Annotated in this window: 13 protein-coding genes; 3 read left to right on the top strand and 10 right to left on the bottom strand. The window is 71.2% G+C overall.

What is annotated here, in order from left to right; genetic code table 11:
* The 6 genes from BO221_RS44110 to purF form a co-directional block, all read right to left on the bottom strand.
* Window positions 1-1,170, bottom strand: a complete 1,170-nt coding sequence (locus tag BO221_RS44110; protein WP_073566937.1) for an efflux RND transporter periplasmic adaptor subunit — start codon at window positions 1,168-1,170, stop codon at window positions 1-3.
* A 29-nt stretch (window positions 1,171-1,199) separates the two neighbouring features.
* Window positions 1,200-2,543, bottom strand: coding sequence for a TolC family protein (locus BO221_RS44105; RefSeq protein ID WP_073566936.1), 1,344 nt, complete (start codon window positions 2,541-2,543; stop codon window positions 1,200-1,202).
* A 168-nt stretch (window positions 2,544-2,711) separates the two neighbouring features.
* Complete coding sequence (locus BO221_RS44100; protein ID WP_233166533.1) at window positions 2,712-3,842, bottom strand: Rpn family recombination-promoting nuclease/putative transposase; 1,131 nt, start codon at window positions 3,840-3,842, stop codon at window positions 2,712-2,714.
* 11 nt (window positions 3,843-3,853) lie between these two features.
* Window positions 3,854-5,239: a sigma-54 dependent transcriptional regulator gene (locus BO221_RS44095; protein ID WP_073566935.1), complete on the bottom strand. Its 1,386-nt coding sequence runs from the start codon at window positions 5,237-5,239 to the stop codon at window positions 3,854-3,856.
* On the bottom strand, window positions 5,236-6,885 hold the full coding sequence (locus tag BO221_RS44090) for an ATP-binding protein (protein ID WP_073566934.1): 1,650 nt from the start codon (window positions 6,883-6,885) through the stop codon (window positions 5,236-5,238). The genes BO221_RS44095 and BO221_RS44090 overlap by 4 nt, the downstream gene beginning before the upstream one ends.
* A gap of 19 nt (window positions 6,886-6,904) precedes the next feature.
* The gene (gene purF, locus BO221_RS44085) at window positions 6,905-8,302 is read right to left on the bottom strand and encodes an amidophosphoribosyltransferase (protein ID WP_073566933.1); all 1,398 of its coding nucleotides are present in this window, start codon (window positions 8,300-8,302) and stop codon (window positions 6,905-6,907) included.
* 148 nt (window positions 8,303-8,450) lie between these two features.
* Here purF and BO221_RS44080 point away from each other — a divergent pair, with 148 nt between their 5' ends.
* On the top strand, window positions 8,451-9,755 hold the full coding sequence (locus BO221_RS44080) for a neutral/alkaline non-lysosomal ceramidase N-terminal domain-containing protein (protein ID WP_198956312.1): 1,305 nt from the start codon (window positions 8,451-8,453) through the stop codon (window positions 9,753-9,755).
* Between the two features lie 9 nt (window positions 9,756-9,764).
* On the opposite strand, the gene yhbY is transcribed toward BO221_RS44080, so the two are convergent.
* Genes yhbY through BO221_RS44065 form a run of 3 tightly spaced genes read right to left on the bottom strand, consistent with a single transcriptional unit; the run spans window position 9,765 to window position 13,622 of the window.
* Entirely contained in the window at window positions 9,765-10,064 is a 300-nt protein-coding gene (gene yhbY / locus BO221_RS44075; RefSeq protein WP_073566931.1) for a ribosome assembly RNA-binding protein YhbY, read from the bottom strand.
* 54 nt (window positions 10,065-10,118) lie between these two features.
* On the bottom strand, window positions 10,119-12,755 hold the full coding sequence (locus BO221_RS44070) for a DUF4388 domain-containing protein (RefSeq protein WP_073566930.1): 2,637 nt from the start codon (window positions 12,753-12,755) through the stop codon (window positions 10,119-10,121).
* A gap of 57 nt (window positions 12,756-12,812) precedes the next feature.
* Window positions 12,813-13,622, bottom strand: coding sequence for a hypothetical protein (locus BO221_RS44065; RefSeq protein ID WP_073566929.1), 810 nt, complete (start codon window positions 13,620-13,622; stop codon window positions 12,813-12,815).
* Window positions 13,623-13,706: 84 nt separating this feature from the next.
* Between BO221_RS44065 and BO221_RS44060 the strand changes: the two genes are divergently transcribed.
* Entirely contained in the window at window positions 13,707-14,474 is a 768-nt protein-coding gene (locus BO221_RS44060) for a TSUP family transporter (protein WP_073566928.1), read from the top strand.
* Between the two features lie 6 nt (window positions 14,475-14,480).
* Here the strand turns inward: BO221_RS44060 and BO221_RS44055 are convergent, their stop codons facing one another.
* Window positions 14,481-14,996, bottom strand: a complete 516-nt coding sequence (locus BO221_RS44055) for a YfbM family protein (RefSeq protein ID WP_073566927.1) — start codon at window positions 14,994-14,996, stop codon at window positions 14,481-14,483.
* 196 nt (window positions 14,997-15,192) lie between these two features.
* Between BO221_RS44055 and BO221_RS44050 the strand changes: the two genes are divergently transcribed.
* Window positions 15,193-16,641, top strand: a complete 1,449-nt coding sequence (locus tag BO221_RS44050; RefSeq protein ID WP_073566926.1) for a glycoside hydrolase family 43 protein — start codon at window positions 15,193-15,195, stop codon at window positions 16,639-16,641.
* Window positions 16,642-16,643 lie beyond the last annotated feature (2 nt).

Genomic DNA, 16,643 nt, shown 5'->3' with positions numbered 1-16,643 from the left:
CTAGTTGGCCAGCTCGATGGTGTTCTCCAGCAGCAGCGCGCCGCGAGCGACGTAGTGGCTGCCGGGCTCCAGGCCCTGGCGCACCTCGACTTCCCCGTCGCGGCGGCGGCCGGTCATCACCGCCACGCGCTCCAATCGGCCCGCCTCGCGCGCCACGAAGACCACCGAGCGCGCTCCGTCCGTCACCACCGCGCTGGCCGGCACGCGCACGCGCTTCACCGCGCTGGCGGCCTCGGGCGTCACCTCCACGAAGGCATTGGGCCGCAGGGCCCGGTCTTCATTGGCCACCCGGAGGCGGACCTCCACGGTGCGCCGGCGCGGATCCACCACCTCGGAGATGCGCTCCACCGTGCCGCGCCGCTCCACCGCGCCAGACTGTGTGCGCACGAGCGCCGGCTGGCCCTCGCGCAGATCCGCGGCGTCCGTTTCCTGCACGTCCGCGATGACGAGCACCTCGCCCAGGTCCGACAGCCGCACGAGCGGCCCGTCCCGCTCCGGCGTCACCTCCTGGTTGGCCACCACGTCCACGTCCACCACCGTGCCCGCGCGTGGCGCCGTCACCCAGAAGAGGTTGTCGCCCTCGGCGGACACCGCGAGGCTGGCCTTCTTGGCCCGCGCGGCCTTCAGGGCGAGCTGGGCCTGGTGCAGCTCGGCCTCGGCGGCCACCAGTTCCTTCTCCGGCGCGGCCTGCAGGCCCACCAGCTCGCGCACCCGGTCCGCGATGCGCTGTTGGTTGGCCACTTCCGTCTCGGCGCCCTTCAGCTCGCGCTCGAGGTCCGCCCAGGCGCCGGAGCGCACGGAGAAGAGGCGCTCGCCGGCCTTCACCCGGTCTCCCATGCGTACGCGCACCTGGTCCACCCGTCCGGCCAGGGGCGCGCCCATCGAGGCGGTCCGGCGCTCGTCCAGGTCCACCCGGCCCGGGGCCGGCAGCGGCGCGAGCATGGGTGCCTCGGAGGCCACCGCGAGCTCGATGTACTGCCACTGCGGCCCCTCGAGAGGCAGGTGCACGCTCTCGCCCCGCACGATGGGACCGGCGGGAGGCGAGGGCTCGGCCTCGGCCGGAGTGGCGCGGCCGAACAGCAGGCCCGCGACGAGGGCGGTGCCCATGCCGAGGCCCGTGGCGGCCAGAATGAAGGGACGGCGGGGAGGACGGGAGGAAGACGCGGTCATGGAAGTGTCTCCAAGGAGGGAAGAGGGGTTCAGAAGTGCTCGCTCAGCTCGGCGGGAGCCCGGGGGCCTCCGGCCCGCACGCGCTCCTGGGCCACCGCGAGGCGGAAGGAGGAGAGGTCCAGCTCCGTGGCATCCAGCAGGAGCTGGCCGTAGGTGCGGCGGGCCAGGAGCAGCTCCAGCATCGAGGCGCCACCGGCCTTCACCGCGGCCTCCAGCCGCTGCACGAGCTGCGCGGCCTGGGGCAGGGTCTGGGTGCGCACTCGCGAGCGCCGGGTCTCCAAGGCGTCGCGCTGGGCGGACAGGGACGTCAGCTCCCGTTGGGCCTGGGCGGTGAGCTGCGCGCGGGTGCTCGCGGCGGCCTCGGCGGAGGCACTCGCGGCCAGCACGTCCGCCTGGCCCCGATCGAAGACGGGCAGGGGAATGGTGAGGTTGATGCCCACCGAGTGGAGCTGATTGCCGGAGATGAGGAACTGGTCATACAGGTAGTCGGCCTGCACGGTGGGGTCTGGAATCCAGCGCCGCCGCGCGAGCGTAAGGGCGGCCTGGGCGCTCCGTTGCTGGGCCTCCAGGGCTCGCAGGTCGGGCCGCTGCTCCAGGGCGTCGGTGGCGGGTGGTGCTGACAGGCGCGTGGAGAGGAACGCGGTGGCTGGCTCCGAAGCACCGAAGGGCTCGCAGGCAAGGCCCACCGTGCGCGAGCACTCCAGGAGCGCTTCGCTCAGGCGGCCGCGCTCTCCGGCGAGCTGTTCCTGGAGCTGGGCCTCCTCCAGCATGGCGCGGTCCGCGTCCAGTCCCGAGGTGTCTCCTCGCTGCGCCCGGGCGCGCTGAAGCTCCGTGAGCCGCGCGGCATCTCCGGCCAGCCGCTCCAGCTCGGCGAGGCGCACTTCGACGGTGGCCACCTCCGCCGCCCGCTCCAGCACGTCCCGGGTGCGCTCGCGCAACTGGGCCTGCACCTCGAGGGCGGTGGACGCGAGGGCCGCGCGGGCCGCGTTCTGGCGGGGGCCACGCTTGCCCAGCTCAATGAGCTGGGAGAGGCCCACGCCGAAGTTGGGTACCTCGGTGAGGCGATTGAGGCCGGGCGGGTTGGTGGGCCCCAGCGGCAGCGTGTTGGCGCCGAGCTCCAGCTCGGGGTTGGGCAGCAGTCCGGCGCGCACCAGGTCCGAGCGCGCCGAGGCCACACGGGCACGGGCGGTGGAGAACTCGGGCGAGCGCGCCCACAGCAGCGAGGCCAGGCCATCCTCATCCGGCAGCGAGGCCAGGGCGAGCGGGCCGGACGAGTCGGTGGACGAAGGGGTGGTGGAGGACGGGGCCTGGGCGGGGGTGGTGGTGGCCCCGAGTAGCAGGCAGGAGAGGAGCAGCGGTGGAACGCGGCGCAAGGAGGTGGCTCCCGGTGAGGTTCGGGAGTCCCCTGGGCAATCCGCGTGCCCGCTTCAGTTCGAGTGGTTCCGAGGACTTACGACTTCGGGCCGGTTGCAGCGGCTGACATGGCGGGCCGGAGTTTCAAATCCTGACATTGCAGATTCTGCAATCGGGGCCCGCCAGGTCTACTGAGCCACGTCGTCCAGCACTTCGGCGAGGGAGGTGGCGCGGAGGGCGCGGTCGATCCACTGGTCGAAGGTGGCCTCGTCCGAGCAGGAGAGGATGCGCTGGCGGGATGCGGAGTCGATGGCAAAGCCTCGCGTGGTGAGGATCCGCAGCATGGCCTCGGCACGACCGTGCAACCGTCCCTGTTCCAATCCTTGTTTCAATCCCTCTTCCCGGCCCCTGAGCAGACCCCGTTTGACGCCCCGCTCGATGAGTTGCTCGGCGTAGCTGCGCATCAGCTCCTCCGCTCCTTCCTCATTCATCACCGAATGTAACACCTGCCTCGCCGCTTTGTGGACGGCCTTCCCTCCCACCCACAGCAGGTAACGAATGACCACCACCAGATGCTCCGCGCCCTCAGGGCCTGCTTGCACCTGGGCGAAGAGCGCCGTCCAGTCCGGCAGTTTCTGGTCCAGTTCCCCGGTGCGTCCGTAGCGGAGCACCAGCCAGGCCAATCGGGCCAGCGGTGGACCCGGGCGCATCCGGAGTGCTTCCTCACGCTCGGCCGTCAGGTCGTCGAGCAGGTATTCGAAGCGTGGCACCAGGGCTCGCCATCGCTCCCGCTCCGCCTCTTCGTCTGGCAGTTCGAAGAGGTCTTCCACCCGGCGCGGCGCCGTCCAGGCTTCCTCCGGCCCGTGGTACATGACGAGTGGGATGATGAGAGGCAGCAGCTTGCTGTCCGGGTGTGCCTGGCGCCAGCGCTCCAACTGACGCACCACGTAGCGCAGCATGCGCAGTGCCATCCACGGCTCCACCGACGACTGGTGTTCGAGCAGCACGTACAGCAACAACGAGCGGCCCGTCCGCAGCCGCGCCGTGAAGAGCAGATCGCTCTCGGTCTCCCGCAGCTCGGGGTCCACCACGGAGCCGGACTCCTGGCGCAGACTCGACCAGTCCACTTCCGAGACGACGTACGCAGGCAACACGGCGCGCAGTTCCGCCTCGGCCCGCTCGGGGTGGCCGAAGGTGTAGCGGACGAAGAGGTCATGGGGGCCGGACATGCTGGACGAGGCCCCAAGCACGGAGTGGGCCAGGGCTTCGCACTGGGAGCCGGCGTCCGTTACGTCCGCCTCGAGCTCCCTCTGTCCCATGCACGAGACGCTCAGTCGTCGCCGAGCCGCTTGAGGAAGGTGGCGTAGGCGAGACCAAGCGCCTTGGCCGCCTCGACACGCCGGCCGCCCATGCGCTCCAGCGTCCAGCGGGCGTAGGCGCGCTCCACCTCCTCCATGGGGCGGGGTGGGGCGGGGAGCGTGAAGGCCTCCGGGTTGTCCGTGGGAGCCTGCTCCACATGGGCCATGGCCATGGTCGCCGGGGCCGCGGGCTTCACGCCCGCCAGCACGTCCAGTTGCAGCTCCGGGCCGGGCTCCATCACCAGCGCGCGCTCGAGGAGATTGCGCAGCTCGCGCACGTTGCCGGGGAAGGCGTAGGCCTGGAGCCGGGCCCGTGCCTGCCCGCCGAGCACCACCTCCTCGCGCCGTCCGAGCTCCCGGCGCAGCGCGGCCAGCAGGCCCTCGGCCAGGGGGAGGATGTCCTCGCGCCGCTCGCGCAGCGGCGGAATGTCGATGCGGAAGACGCTCAGGCGGAACCACAGGTCCTCGCGGAACTCGCCCCGAGTCATGAGGGCGGGCAGGTCCCGGTTGGTGGCGGCGACGATGCGCGCGCTGCTGGAGTGCTCGGTGGTGCCGCCCAGGCGCCGGAAGCGTCCCGAGTCCAGGAAGGTGAGCAGCTTGGCCTGGAGGCTCAGGGGCAGCTCGCCCACCTCGTCGAGGAAGAGGGTGCCCCCGTGCGCCACTTCCACGAGTCCCCGGCGGGCGGTGCGCGCGTCGGTAAAGGCGCCCTTTTCGTGGCCGAACAGCTCGCTCTCCACCGTCTGCTCGGGCAGGGCCGCGCAGTTGACGTGGACGAAGGGCGCGCCCTCGCCTCCCGAGGAGAAACCATGCAGGTGACGGGCGAGCATCTCCTTGCCCACGCCCGTCTCTCCCAGCAGCAGCACGGCGCTGCGGGGCGAGGAGGCGATGCGCTCCAGTGCACCCAGCACCCGCTGCATCGCGGCCGAGGCGGGAGGCACGAGCCGGCGCCGTCCGGAGAGCTCGGCCTCGGCGGCGGCCAGCCGTTCCTTCAGGCGTCCCGTGTCCAGCGCCCGGCGCACGCGCAGCACCAGGTCGGCCAGCTCCACGGGCTTGGCCACGTAGTCCACCGCTCCCGCGCGCATCGCGTCCACCGCGCTGGCGATGTCTCCGTGCGCCGTCACCATCACCACCGCCGCACCAGGCGCCTGGGCCTTCAGCTCGGGCAGGAAGGAGAGCCCGTCCCCGTCCAGCAGCCGCCGGTCCAGCACCACCAGGGCGGGGGTGAGGCGTCCGAGGGCCGCGCGGGCCTCGTGCAGCGAGCGCGCCAGGGTCACGGTGTAGCCCTCCCGCTGCAGGGCCGCCGCGCCCATCGACGAGAAGGCCCGGTCATCATCGATGAAGAGGAGGGGGGTGCTCATGCTGTCTGTTCCTGGACGTCCGGGAAGTCATCGGGGGGCGGTTGCACGGGCAGGTGCAGGGAGAAGCGGCTGCCGCCGGGAATGCGGGAGAACGTCAGCCGTCCGCCCTGCTGCTCCACCGCGCGCCGGGTCATGGACAGCCCCAGGCCCACGCCCTTGGGCTTGCTGGTGACGAAGGGCTCGAAGAGCCGGGCCTCGAAGTCCGGTGGCGGCCCGCCCGCGTTGTCCTCCACCTCCACCACCGCCTCGCCGTCCTGTTGGCGCAGCCGCACCCGCACCTCGGGCGAGGCCACGCGTCCCAGATCCTTGGCCGCCACGGCTGCTTCCATGGCGTTGCGCACCAGGTTGTCCAGCGCGGTGGCCAGCAGCAGCGGATCTCCCGGCAGGAGCAGCTCCGCCTCCAGGTGGGCCTCCACGTGCACCTCCTCGGCCTCGGGCAGCACGCGCAGCCCGTCGAGCACCTCGCGCACCAGGCGTGGCAGGTCCACGGGAATGCGCTGCACGCGCGGCGGCTTGCCGAAGTGCAGCAGCGAGGTGGCCAGGTGGGCCAGCCGGTCGATCTGCCCGCGCAGCGTGCGCACCGCGAAGCCCTGCTCCTCCGAGGGCGAGAGCATGCCGATGGCGGCCTTGAGGCCGTTGAGCGAGTTCTTCACCTCGTGGGCGATGAGGCTGGCGGCGGAGCCGAGCGCGGCCATCGTCTCCTTCTCCGCCGCGCGGCGCTCCATGCCCAGGAAGAGCCGGTAGACGCGGCGCCAGTGCAGGCTGAAGAGGAGCAGTGTGCCCACCTGGAGCACGGCGAGCATGAGCAACTGCAGCAGCAGCCGGTCCCGGATGGGCTCGAGGGTGGTGGTCTCGTCCGCGGCGAGCACCAGCCGCAGTTCCGTGCCCGGCACGGGCGTGGCCCAGGCGAACACCTTGCCGGAGCCCAGCTCCCACTCCTGGCCCCCGCCGTTCAGCAGGGCCTCCACCTTCGCGGCGAAGTCCGGCGCGGTGGCCCAGGCGGGAGGCGTGTCGGGGACGAAGAGGTCCCCATGGCGATTGAGCACCAACAGGGTGAGGTTCTCTCCGGTGGGCTGGCCTCCGGGCAGATCCTCGCCGCTGTCGAGCAGGCCGGCGAGCAGCCCCGCCGTGCGGTTCTGGCGCACCACGGGGACGGCGACGACGAAGGTGGAGGAGCCCGGGGCGAGTGCGTCCACGGTGGGGGCCTGCTGGGCGAGGACGCGCTGGAACCAGGGGCGCTCGTGCAGCGAGGGGGCCATGGGCAGCCCGGGAGGCTCGCTCCAGACGGGGCGGCCCGTGGCGTCCAGCAGGAGGATGCCCTGGCGGAAGAGGCCGGCGTCCGGGGTGGTGAGGTCCTGCATGTCCTCGGCGGCCTTCTCCTGCTGCAGCCCGGGGCCCACGCCGGCGGAAACGCGCGACAGCTCGGACTTCAGCAGCTTCAGGTGCAGGCTGAGGGCCTGGGCATAGACCCGGGCCTCGCGGGCGGTGCGGGTGCGGAACTGGCCGCGCACCTCGTGCACGTCACCCCGGTAGGAGAGCAGCGGCCCGGCCACGGCCACCAGGCCCAGCAGCACGAGGCCGGCGAACACGGAGCGGGTGAACTGCCGCTCCGCGCGGAAGGTCTCGGGATGGGAAGGGGCCGCCATCTCCGGAAGCGGGTACGGCTCAGGCGATGGCGAGCTTCGGGGTGGACTCGGACGCCGAGGTGGCGCCCGGGTTGATGTCGCCCGTCAGGTACTTGCCGGAGAAGCAGGCCGTGCAGAAGGTGGTGCGCTCCTTGTCTCCCACCGCGCTGCCCAGGCCCTCCATGGAGATGTAGCCCAGCGTGTCCGCCGTCACGTAGCGGGCGATCTCCTCCACGCTGTGGCTGGAGGCGATCAGCTCCTGCCGGCTCGGCGTGTCGATGCCGTAGTAGCAGGGCCACTGCGTGGGCGGAGAGGAGATGCGCAGGTGCACCTCCAGCGCGCCGGCCGCCTTGAGCATCTTCACGATTTTCCGGCTGGTGGTGCCGCGCACGATGGAGTCGTCCACCACCACCACGCGCTTGCCCTTGAGCACCTGGCGCACCGCGGACAGCTTCAGCTTCACGCCGAAGTGGCGGATGGACTGCTGGGGCTCGATGAAGGTGCGGCCCACGTAGTGGCTGCGGATGAGGCCCACGTCGTACGGAATGCCGCTGGCCTGCGCGTAGCCGATGGCCGCCGGCACGCCCGAGTCCGGCACCGCGATGACCAGGTCCGCTCCGGGCACCGGCTGCTCCTTGGCCAGCTGCCGCCCCATCTCCTTGCGCGTCTCGTACACGCTCGAGCCGAACAGCACCGAGTCCGGCTTGGCGAAGTACACGTGCTCGAAGATGCACCGGCCCAGCTTCGTGGGCGGGAAGGGGGTGCTGGCGTGCAGGCCCGTCTCGTCGATGACCACCATCTCCCCGGCCTCGAGCTCGCGCAGGAACTCCGCCTCGATGAGGTCCAGGGCCGTCGTCTCGCTGGCCAGCACCCAGCTGTTCTTCAGCATGCCGAGCACCAGCGGACGGAAGCCGTTGGGATCTCTCACCGCCACCAGCTTCTTGTCGGTGAGGAAGAGGATGCTGTAGGCGCCCTTCACCTTGGAGAGGGCCTCGACGATCTTCTGCTCGAAGGTGGGCTGCTTGGAGCGGGCGATGAGGTGGATGACCACCTCGGTGTCCGAGTCCGACTGGAAGATGGCGCCGTCGGCCTCGAGCTGGGTGCGCAGCTCCTGCGCGTTGACGAGGTTGCCGTTGTGGGCCACGGCCAGCTGGCCGCCCACGTACTCCACCGTGAGGGGCTGGGCGTTCTTGAGCTGGCTGACGCCCGCCGTGGAGTAGCGCACGTGGCCGATGGCCGCGCTGCCCGGCAGTTTCTCGAGCGTCGGCGCGGTGAAGATGTCCGCCACGAGCCCCATCTCGCGATGGGCCCGGAGGCCATGGCCATCCGAGGCGACGATGCCGGCGGACTCCTGCCCACGGTGCTGCAGGGCATGCAGGCCGAGGTACGTCAGGTTGGACGCCTCTGGGTTACCAACGATTCCGAAGATCCCACACATGGCGCGAGCCTTACCCCCTTCGGGTGCCGAACGGAACTGGAGAACGGCCGCCTCCTGTGGGGGTATTCCGGGATTGAATGTGGGGAACGGGCAGGCAGGTGGAGATTCACCTGGAATTCACCATCTGGAGGTAGGCTTCCTTTCCTTGATGTCCTCGCGCTTCCGGCGCTGGCTGCGCCACCTGTTTCCCTTGATGCTCCTGACCGTGGGCTCGGCGTACGCGCTCGCGTCCTGGAACTGGTGCGGGCGGTGGAGTGAGCGGACGCCAGTGGTGCGGGAGCAGGCGAGGGCCGAGGGCCCTCTGAGGGCCGGGGCGGCGAAGGTGCCGTTGGCTCCGCCGTATCCCGTGGTGGTGGCCGGCTATGGGCCTCCTCGCCCCGAGGCCAGCCAGGCGGACACCCCGCCCCAGGCCCGTGCCGTGGTGCTGGCCACGGGGGACATGAAGGTGGGGCTGGTGTCGCTGGAGCTGCTGCTGGTGCCCGATGAGCTCGTGGCGGCGGTACGCGAGCGGGCCGCGGGCCTGGGGCTCCAGCACGTGGTGGTGGTGGCCACGCACGCGCACTCGTCCTTCGGGGGATACGACCCGCGGCTGGTGTCGCAACTGGTGGGGACTGGACGCTTCCGGAAGGCGGCGATGGAGGCGGTGGTGGCCGGGGCCACCGAGGCGCTGCGTCAGTCCGTGGAGCGGCTCGCGGACGTCACGCTGGAGGTGGGTGAGGCGAAGGAGCCGGGCCTGGTGCGCTCGCGCTCGGGGGGCGAGGCTCCGGATGGAGCGCTCACCCGGGCGGTGCTTCGGGGCGCGCAGGGCCCGGTGGCGGAGCTGCTGGTGTTCGCCGCGCACCCCACGGTGGTTCCGCGGAAACAGGCTTTCGTGGACCCGGACTGGCCGGGTCGGCTGAGCCAGCTGCGCGAGGAGCTCAGTGGGGTGTCGCTGGTGATGCAGGGGGCCGCGGGCAACGTGTCGGTGGACTTCAACGAAGGCGAGGGCGTGGAGAAGGCGCAGGGGTATGCGCGGGCGGTGGCGGGGTTGGCCGAGCGCGCGGAGCCGGTGGTGGCCGGGAGCCAGAGGCTGGCCTTCGCGCGGGTGGAGGTGGCGCTGCCGAGGCCGGATGCCTCGCGGCTGGTTCCGTCCTACTCGCGAGCGGCGGGGGACAACTTCCTGTGCGCATCGTCCTCGCGGACAGCGGAGGTGGGGGCGCTGACGCTGGGTCCACTGGAGCTGCTGATGCTGCCGGGCGAGCCCACGGTGGGGGCGGGCGAGGCACTGGTGCGGCGCACGGGGGCCACGGGCGTGCTGGGGCTGGCGGACGGCTACGTGGGCTACGTGGAGACGCCGGAGCGGGTGGAGGCGGGCGAGGGTGAGTCGCGCCGCCAGTACTTCGGTCCCGCGCTGCTGGAGCGCCTGGCCACGGGGGCGGATGAGGCCGCCCGGGCTGCGGGCTTCACTCGCTGAGCGGAGCGCTCAGATCTTCTCGAGCTTCTCGAACTTCGAGTCCTCGTCCCGCTTCTTGAAGAGCAGGGCGGTGCGGCCCAGGAGCTGGGCCAATTCGGAGCCCGTGCCCTCGGCGAGCTTCTTGGCGGCCTCGTGGCGGTCCTCCGGGCCCTCGTTGATCTTCACCTTGATGAGCTCGTGGTCTTGCAGCGCCTGCTCGACGGCGGCGATGACGCCCTCGGTGACGCCCGACTGGCCCACGATGACCACCGGCTCCAGGTGGTGTCCCAGCCCGCGGAGGTGGCGGCGCTGTTTTCCGGTCAACGGCAAGATGCTTCTCCTCGTGTAGGGGAGCGCTCGGCGGCGCTCCCGGGGTGGCGCACCCTACTTCTTTTGCGCCGCCATGCGGATCTCCCGCTGCGCGTCGATGTGATTTGGCTGAACTTCCACCGTCTTCTGGAAGTGCTTCAGCGCGCCGCTGGTGTCACCGCATAGCTTGGCGATGACCCCCAGGAAATAGTGCCCCGAGGCCACCTTGTCGTTCTGCTTGAGACACTGCTGGATGTCCTTGTAGGCCTCGTTGTAGCCCGTCTTCTTGTCCTCGAAGGTGAAGAATCGGGCGTAGCCGCGCCAGGCGAAGAACTCGGGCTCCTCGGGGTTGAGCTGGATGGCCTCGTCGAGCAGCTTGGCGGCGTCGGCGAACTTGCGGGCCTTGATGTAGAGGCCGGCCTTGCGGAAGAGCTCCTCGCTCTTGAGGATGGCCTCCACGTCCACCTGGGCCGGCTTGCTGCCGCCCGTCTTGAGCTCCTCGATGTACGCGGCGCGGCTCTTGTCGTCCGAGAGCGCTCGGTAGGCATCGCCGATGTAGGCGAAGATGTCGGCCTTGAGCTTCTCCAGCTCGGGAGGCGCGCCGGGAGGCAGCGTGTCCGGGTGGTACTGCTTGGCCAGCTTGAAGTAGGCGATCTTCACCGCCGGGCCATTGGTGTCCGCGCCCAGGCCCAGCCGCTCGAAGTGGTTCTGGTCCTTCATCTTCGCGGCGAGCTCCCGGAGCGCGGGAAGCTCGCTGGCGCCGGGTGCGGAGCCGGGGGCCGCGGCGGGAGCGGAAGCCGGGGCCGGAGCCGGGGCGGCTGGTTTCGCCGCGGGCGGAGCGGCGGCCGCGGGCGCGGCTGGTTTGGCGGCGGGAGGAGGCGAAGCGGGCTTGGCCGCGGGGGCCTGGGGTGCGGCGGCGGAGGCAGGTGCCGCCGGGCGGGGCGCGGTGGCCTGGGGCGTGGCGCCGGCCTGGGGAACTCCTGGAGCCGTGGCCGCGCGGGCGGCCTGGGGCGCGGCGGCGGGAGGCGCGGCCGGTTTGGCGGCGGGAGCCACGGGAGGCACCGTCTTGGCGGCGGGAGCCACGGGAGGAGCCGTCTTGGCGGCGGGAGCCACGGGAGGCACCGTCTTGGCGGCGGGGGCCACCGGAGGAGCCGTCTTGGCGGCGGGCTGGGCCGCCGGGGCACCCGCCTGGGCAGCCGGCGCGCGCGAGGCCACGGCCGCGAAGGACACCCCCTCGAGCTCCCTGAGGAGGAACACGAGGCGCAGCAGGTGGTCGGCGTCCTGGGGGATGTCGTTGAGGAGCTGGCCGGCCGAGCGCACCCCGTCGATGAGGGCGAGCACGCGCACCTCGTGAGGGGTGAGGCGCAGGTCACCGGTGGCCACGCGGCCGCTGGACTTCATCACCGGCAGGTTCAGCACGGGCTGGAGCCGGCGGCGGAGGTCCGTGCTGGGGATGCGGCGCACGAGGTCGCTGAGCACGGCCCACTTGTTGCCCAGGGGCATGGCCTTGGCGGCGGGCAGCTCCTTGGGCTCGAAGGTGAAGGAGCCGGACTCGGCGCGCAGGCCCTTGAGGAGGATGGACTGGGCGCGGTGGGCGAGCTGGGTGAAGGCGGAGGCGGGCTGGAGGAGCCCCAGCCCGAAGAGGGCCGCGAGCAGCTCTCCGCCGAAGCGTCCGCGGGCGGCCTCGGCCTGCTGGAGCTGCTCGGCGGTGGCGAGCTTCGCCTGGAGGAGCCAGGTGCCCAGCGCGTCCTCGGGGTGGGAGGAGTCGATGAACTCGGGGTTGCCCTTGCGGAAGTGGATGCTGACGGCGCAGTCGGGGAGGGTGAGCGTGAGCAGCCCCGTGTGGTTGCCGGCGGCGATGAGGCCGTAGAGGCGCACGGGCGAGTGCGTCTCGAGCGTCCCGTTGGCGGGAGGTGGCTCCTCGGAGACAGGGGCGACCGAGGTGAAGGTGCCCGAGGGGCGCACGACGGCCGGAGCGGGAGCGGCGGCCGCGGGAGGAGGCGCGCCCGGAGCCTGGGCCGAGGGCTGGGCGGGTGCACCGGGTGCCACGGGAGCAGTCGGGCGGGCGGCACCGGGATTGGCGACGGGCAGACCGGCCCCGGGGACGGGAGCCCGGGTGACGGCGGGGCCCGCCCCGGGCACACCGGGCGCGGGAGGACGGGCGACGGCACCGGGGCCCGCGGTGGGCAGACCGGCCCCGGGGACGGGAGCCCGGGTGACGGCGGGGCCCGCCCCAGGCGCACCGGGAGCGGGAGGACGGGCGACGGCACCGGGAGCGGGAGGACGGGCGACGGCACCGGGGCCCGCGGCGGGCACGGAGACGGGAGGCCGGGTGATGCCGGGACCCGCGATGGGCACACCGGCGCCAGCGACGGGAGGCCGGGTGACGGCGGGGCCCGCGACGGGCACACCGGCGCCAGCGACGGGAGGCCGGGTGACGGCACGAGGCACCGCCGCGGGCGCACCGGGGGCGGGCGCGGGTGCGCTCGGACCGGGCGGAACGACGTCGCCCCACGTCTCGCGGGGGAACGAATCACGCAGGTGCGGGTAACGCCCGGGGAAGGCGAAGTTGATGCCGTCCTCGGACACCTGGAGCTGGCCCTGGATGACGCCGTTATCGATCAGCAACTCGATGGTCGGCAGGGCGAGCGGACCCCAGATGGTCCCCTGTTCGTTCCGCACGAAGTATTGCCGGACTTCTCCCTCCGCCATCTCGGATGTCGCTCCTTGTGTGCCTGGGGGCAACCTAACCCGGACCCAACGGCTCCGCTACGGAGCCTCCAACGAAGCCAGCCCGATGAGGCTCAGGCAGGCCGGGTCCGCGTCCTGGGTGCTGGGCGGGTCGAAGCAGTGGACCTCGGTATCGAACACCTTGCACAGGCCCTTGGGGGTGGCCGCGCAGGCCACCTTGGCATAGGCCTTGGTACAGCCGTAGCCGCACACCGGCTGGCCGTCGCTCGACTGGCACTGCAGGGGCGGCAGGCTCTTGCCATAGGCGCAGAGCACCTCGGCGGGAGGGTCGAAGCAGGTGAGCCGGAGCCCATCGCTCTTGCAGATGCCCACGGGCGTCTTGCTGCAGGCCACCTTCCCGGCCGCGGAGGTGCACTTGTATCCGCACGCCATCTCCGCGCTGTTGCTGCTGCACTCGGCGCGAGGCGTGTCCTTGCCATGGACGGCGTACACCTCGGGAGGCGGATCGAAGCAGACGATCTCGTCATTGCGTCCGGAGCAGACTCCAGCGGGAGTGCGCGCGCACTTCACCTTGCCGAACTGCGTGGCGCACTGGTAGCCGCAGGCCACCTGTCCGTCGATGGCCTTGCACTCGGGCGTGGGCAGCGCGCTGCCGTAGATGCGGATGACGTGGGGCGGGGGGTCGAAGCAGACGGCCTGTCCGTCGAGGACCTGGCAGGTGCCCTGGGGCGTCTGCGCGCACTGGACGCGCCTGCCGTCCGACTTGCACTGGTAGCCGCACGCCACGTGCCCGTCGATGGAGCGGCAGGTGGGCCCCTTGGGGTCCACGGGCGCGGGCGGGGCGGACAGCAGCACGAGGGTCATCACGGAGATGAAGGACGTGAGCACGGAGGGTCCTCGGCGGGGGGTTCCCCCGAATTGACGCCCAGAGTCGGCGCGCACGCAAGCTTTGGACGTGGTAGGTGGCCGCGCGTGGAAGTCAGCGCGCTCGAAATCGTCCTGTTGTGCATCGCGGCCCTCACGGCGGGTGTGGTGGATGCCATCGCTGGCGGAGGAGGGCTCGTGACGCTGCCCGCCCTGCTGGCGACCGGCCTGCCGCCGCACGTGGTGCTGGGGACCAACAAGGGGCAGTCCGTGTTCGGCTCGTTCGCGGCGCTGGTGCGCTTCTACCGGGCGGGGCTGCTGAACAAGCAGCTCGCGGCCGTCACCTTTCCCCTGGGGCTGGTGGGCTCGTTCATGGGCGCGGGGCTGGTGCTGTTGGTGCGTCCCGAGGTCCTCAAGCCCGTGGTGCTGGTGCTGCTGGTGATCGTCGCGGCCTTCCTGGCCTTCCGCCGGGGACCGCCGCCAGGAGAGCGGCCCGAGCCGCCCCGCCAGCGCCTGCTGTCGCTGGGCGCGGTCATCGCGCTGCTCATTGGCACCTATGACGGCTTCTTCGGGCCGGGGACGGGGACGTTCCTCATCATCGCCTTCTCGGGGCTGCTGGGGCACGGGCTGATGAGGGCCTCGGCGGACGCGAAGGTGGTGAACTTCGCCTCCAACCTCGCGGCGGTGAGCCTCTTCGCGTACCGGGGCCTGGTGCTCTGGTACGTGGCGCTGCCCATGGCCGCGGCCCAGTTCACCGGCGGGTGGATTGGCGCGCACCTCGCCGTGCGGGGGGGCGACAAGCTGGTGCGCAAGGTGGTGCTGCTGGTGGTGGTGGCGCTCGTCCTCAAACTGGGCCGGGACGTGCTCGTCGGGTGAGCCCGTTCAGCCGATGAACACGAGCAGCCCATGGCCGCGCTTCGCCACGGCGGCTGTGAACTTCTTCAGCTCCTCGAAGTAGGAGAAGAGCTCCTCCTCCGGATCCAGGTCGGGAGGCGGCTCCTCCCAGAAGCCCGGGTAGATGTCCTCCTCCTGAAGGCGCGCGGGATCGTAGCGCTCGCGCAGCGTGTCCTCGGAGAGTGCGCCGAGGGCCTTGGAGAGGGCCTTCACCTGGTCCGGAGTGAAGACGCGCGCGGTGCCCTCGTCGGAGGGGATGTCGCCCACGTCCTGGCCTCCTCGCACGAGGAAGTCCAGCGGCGCCTTGCCCTCCCAGGCCGTGCCCGTCATCAGGTACTGCAGGCCGTGCCAGGTCTCACCGATGTCGAGGTCCAGGAAGCGCGCGCCCTCCGCGTCCGTGAAGTCCTCCTCGTCGTCGATGAACTCCTCGAGCTTGTCAGGGTGCTCGAGCAGTTTCTGGCGCTGGTGGTCCGTCAGGCTGCGCAGGGTACAGAGCATCTCCATCCGTTTCTCCTGCCCGGTTCACGGGGGCGGCGACCTTACCAGTGGTTCGCAACCCCTCGAAAGTATTGAGCCCGCGCCCGTGCGTTCGCCGAAGCGGGCGGGCAATCCATCCTGAATTGAAACTTTTCCCACTTTTCTTGGATGAGCCCGGTTTCAGGGTCTCTATTGGGGAGATTCCCCCCGGAGGTTGTTCCTCATGAAGAAGCACCCGTTCATTTCAACCCTCGTCGCCGTGAGCGCCGTCCCGGCGTTGCTGTCCGGATGTGGCGGCGAGGCCCCCCAGACCGAGACCCTGGCCGAGCCCGCGGCCGTTGCGAGCACCGAGGCCGGTCTCGCCTGTACCACGAAGATCACCTACGGCGACGCGTGGATGAAGCCGTCGGGGCACACGGCCCAGTACGACATCGCGAGTGGTTCCGTGACGTGGGACGGCGTCTGTCACAACGACGGCATCAATTCCTATGTGGTGCTGTCCAACGGATGGAAGCCGTACTTCCTGGGCCTCAACTCCTGCGTGATTGCGCTCGACTCGGATTGCACCACGGCCACGTGCTCGACGCGTGTGTCCTATGGCTCGTCGTGGATCCCGCCCGCGGGGCACACGAACCGGTTCGATGATGTCTCCGGACGCGTGTTCTGGGACCGCGCGTGCGTCAACTCGGGCACCAACTCCTACGCGGGGCTGTCGAACGGGTGGGCGCCGTACTTCACCGGCTCGAACGCGTGCGCCATGTCGTTCCGGTACACGAACTGTGGCGGCCTCTACAAGAACCCGGTGCTCCCCGTGGATTGCGCGGATCCGGGCGTCGTGCATGACGGGACCCAGTACGTGGCCACCTGCACGTCGGGCGGTGCGGCCAACGCGTTCCCGCTCCGCACCTCGAAGGATCTGCTGACCTGGACGAGCGCGGGCTTCATCTTCCCGTCGGCCAGCAAGCCCACGTGGGCCCGGGGTGACTTCTGGGCGCCGGAGATCCACCGCATTGGTACGGGCTACATCGCGTACTACACCGCGCGTCACTCGAACGGAAAGCTGTCCATCGGCGCCGCCACCGCCACGAGCGCGCTCGGACCCTTCACCGACATCGGGGCGCCGCTCGTGCACGACACGGCCATGGGGATGATCGACGCCACCGTGTTCGCGGACACCGCCGGAGTGCGGTACCTGGTGTGGAAGGCGGACGGCAACGCGGTGGGCCAGCCGACGCCCATCTACGGTCAGCAGCTCTCGGCGGATGGCAAGGCGCTCGTCGGCACGCGCCGGACGCTGATCTCCAACAACCTCGCCTGGGAGGGCGGCGTCGTCGAGGCCCCGTGGGTCGTCGCGCGTGACGGCTACTACTACCTCTTCTACAGCGGCAACGCGTACTACAACGGCACGTACGCCATCGGCGTGGCCCGCGCGACGAGCCCGCTGGGGCCGTACACGAAGCTCGGCGCGCCAATCCTCAAGAGCACGAGCGCGTGGGAGGGCCCGGGGCATGGCTCGGTCGTCAACTCGCCCGCGGGTACGTCGATCATGGTCTACCACGCGTGGAACAGTGCCCACACGGCGCGCGTGATGCTCATGGACCCCATCATCTGGAGCAACGGCTGGCCCTCGATGCCCGAGGCGCCGTCCATCACCTCGCGGCCCATGCCGTAGCC

It is taken from the genome of Archangium sp. Cb G35 (assembly GCF_001896145.1).
In the GTDB taxonomy this organism is placed as follows: domain Bacteria; phylum Myxococcota; class Myxococcia; order Myxococcales; family Myxococcaceae; genus Archangium; species Archangium violaceum.
The sequence above is the reverse complement of the archived record's forward strand: the minus strand, read 5'-3'. Positions and strand labels throughout refer to the sequence as shown.

Coding starts and splice junctions, on each gene's coding strand:
- BO221_RS44110 (WP_073566937.1), bottom strand. CDS start 1,170: ATGACCGCGTCTTCCTCCCGTCCTCCCCGCCGTCCCTTCATTCTGGCC.
- BO221_RS44090 (WP_073566934.1), bottom strand. CDS start 6,885: ATGGCGGCCCCTTCCCATCCCGAGACCTTCCGCGCGGAGCGGCAGTTC.
- purF (WP_073566933.1), bottom strand. CDS start 8,302: ATGTGTGGGATCTTCGGAATCGTTGGTAACCCAGAGGCGTCCAACCTG.
- BO221_RS44050 (WP_073566926.1), top strand. CDS start 15,193: ATGAAGAAGCACCCGTTCATTTCAACCCTCGTCGCCGTGAGCGCCGTC.
- BO221_RS44080 (WP_198956312.1), top strand. CDS start 8,451: ATGTCCTCGCGCTTCCGGCGCTGGCTGCGCCACCTGTTTCCCTTGATG.
- BO221_RS44055 (WP_073566927.1), bottom strand. CDS start 14,996: ATGGAGATGCTCTGTACCCTGCGCAGCCTGACGGACCACCAGCGCCAG.
- BO221_RS44070 (WP_073566930.1), bottom strand. CDS start 12,755: ATGGCGGAGGGAGAAGTCCGGCAATACTTCGTGCGGAACGAACAGGGG.
- BO221_RS44100 (WP_233166533.1), bottom strand. CDS start 3,842: ATGGGACAGAGGGAGCTCGAGGCGGACGTAACGGACGCCGGCTCCCAG.
- BO221_RS44095 (WP_073566935.1), bottom strand. CDS start 5,239: ATGAGCACCCCCCTCCTCTTCATCGATGATGACCGGGCCTTCTCGTCG.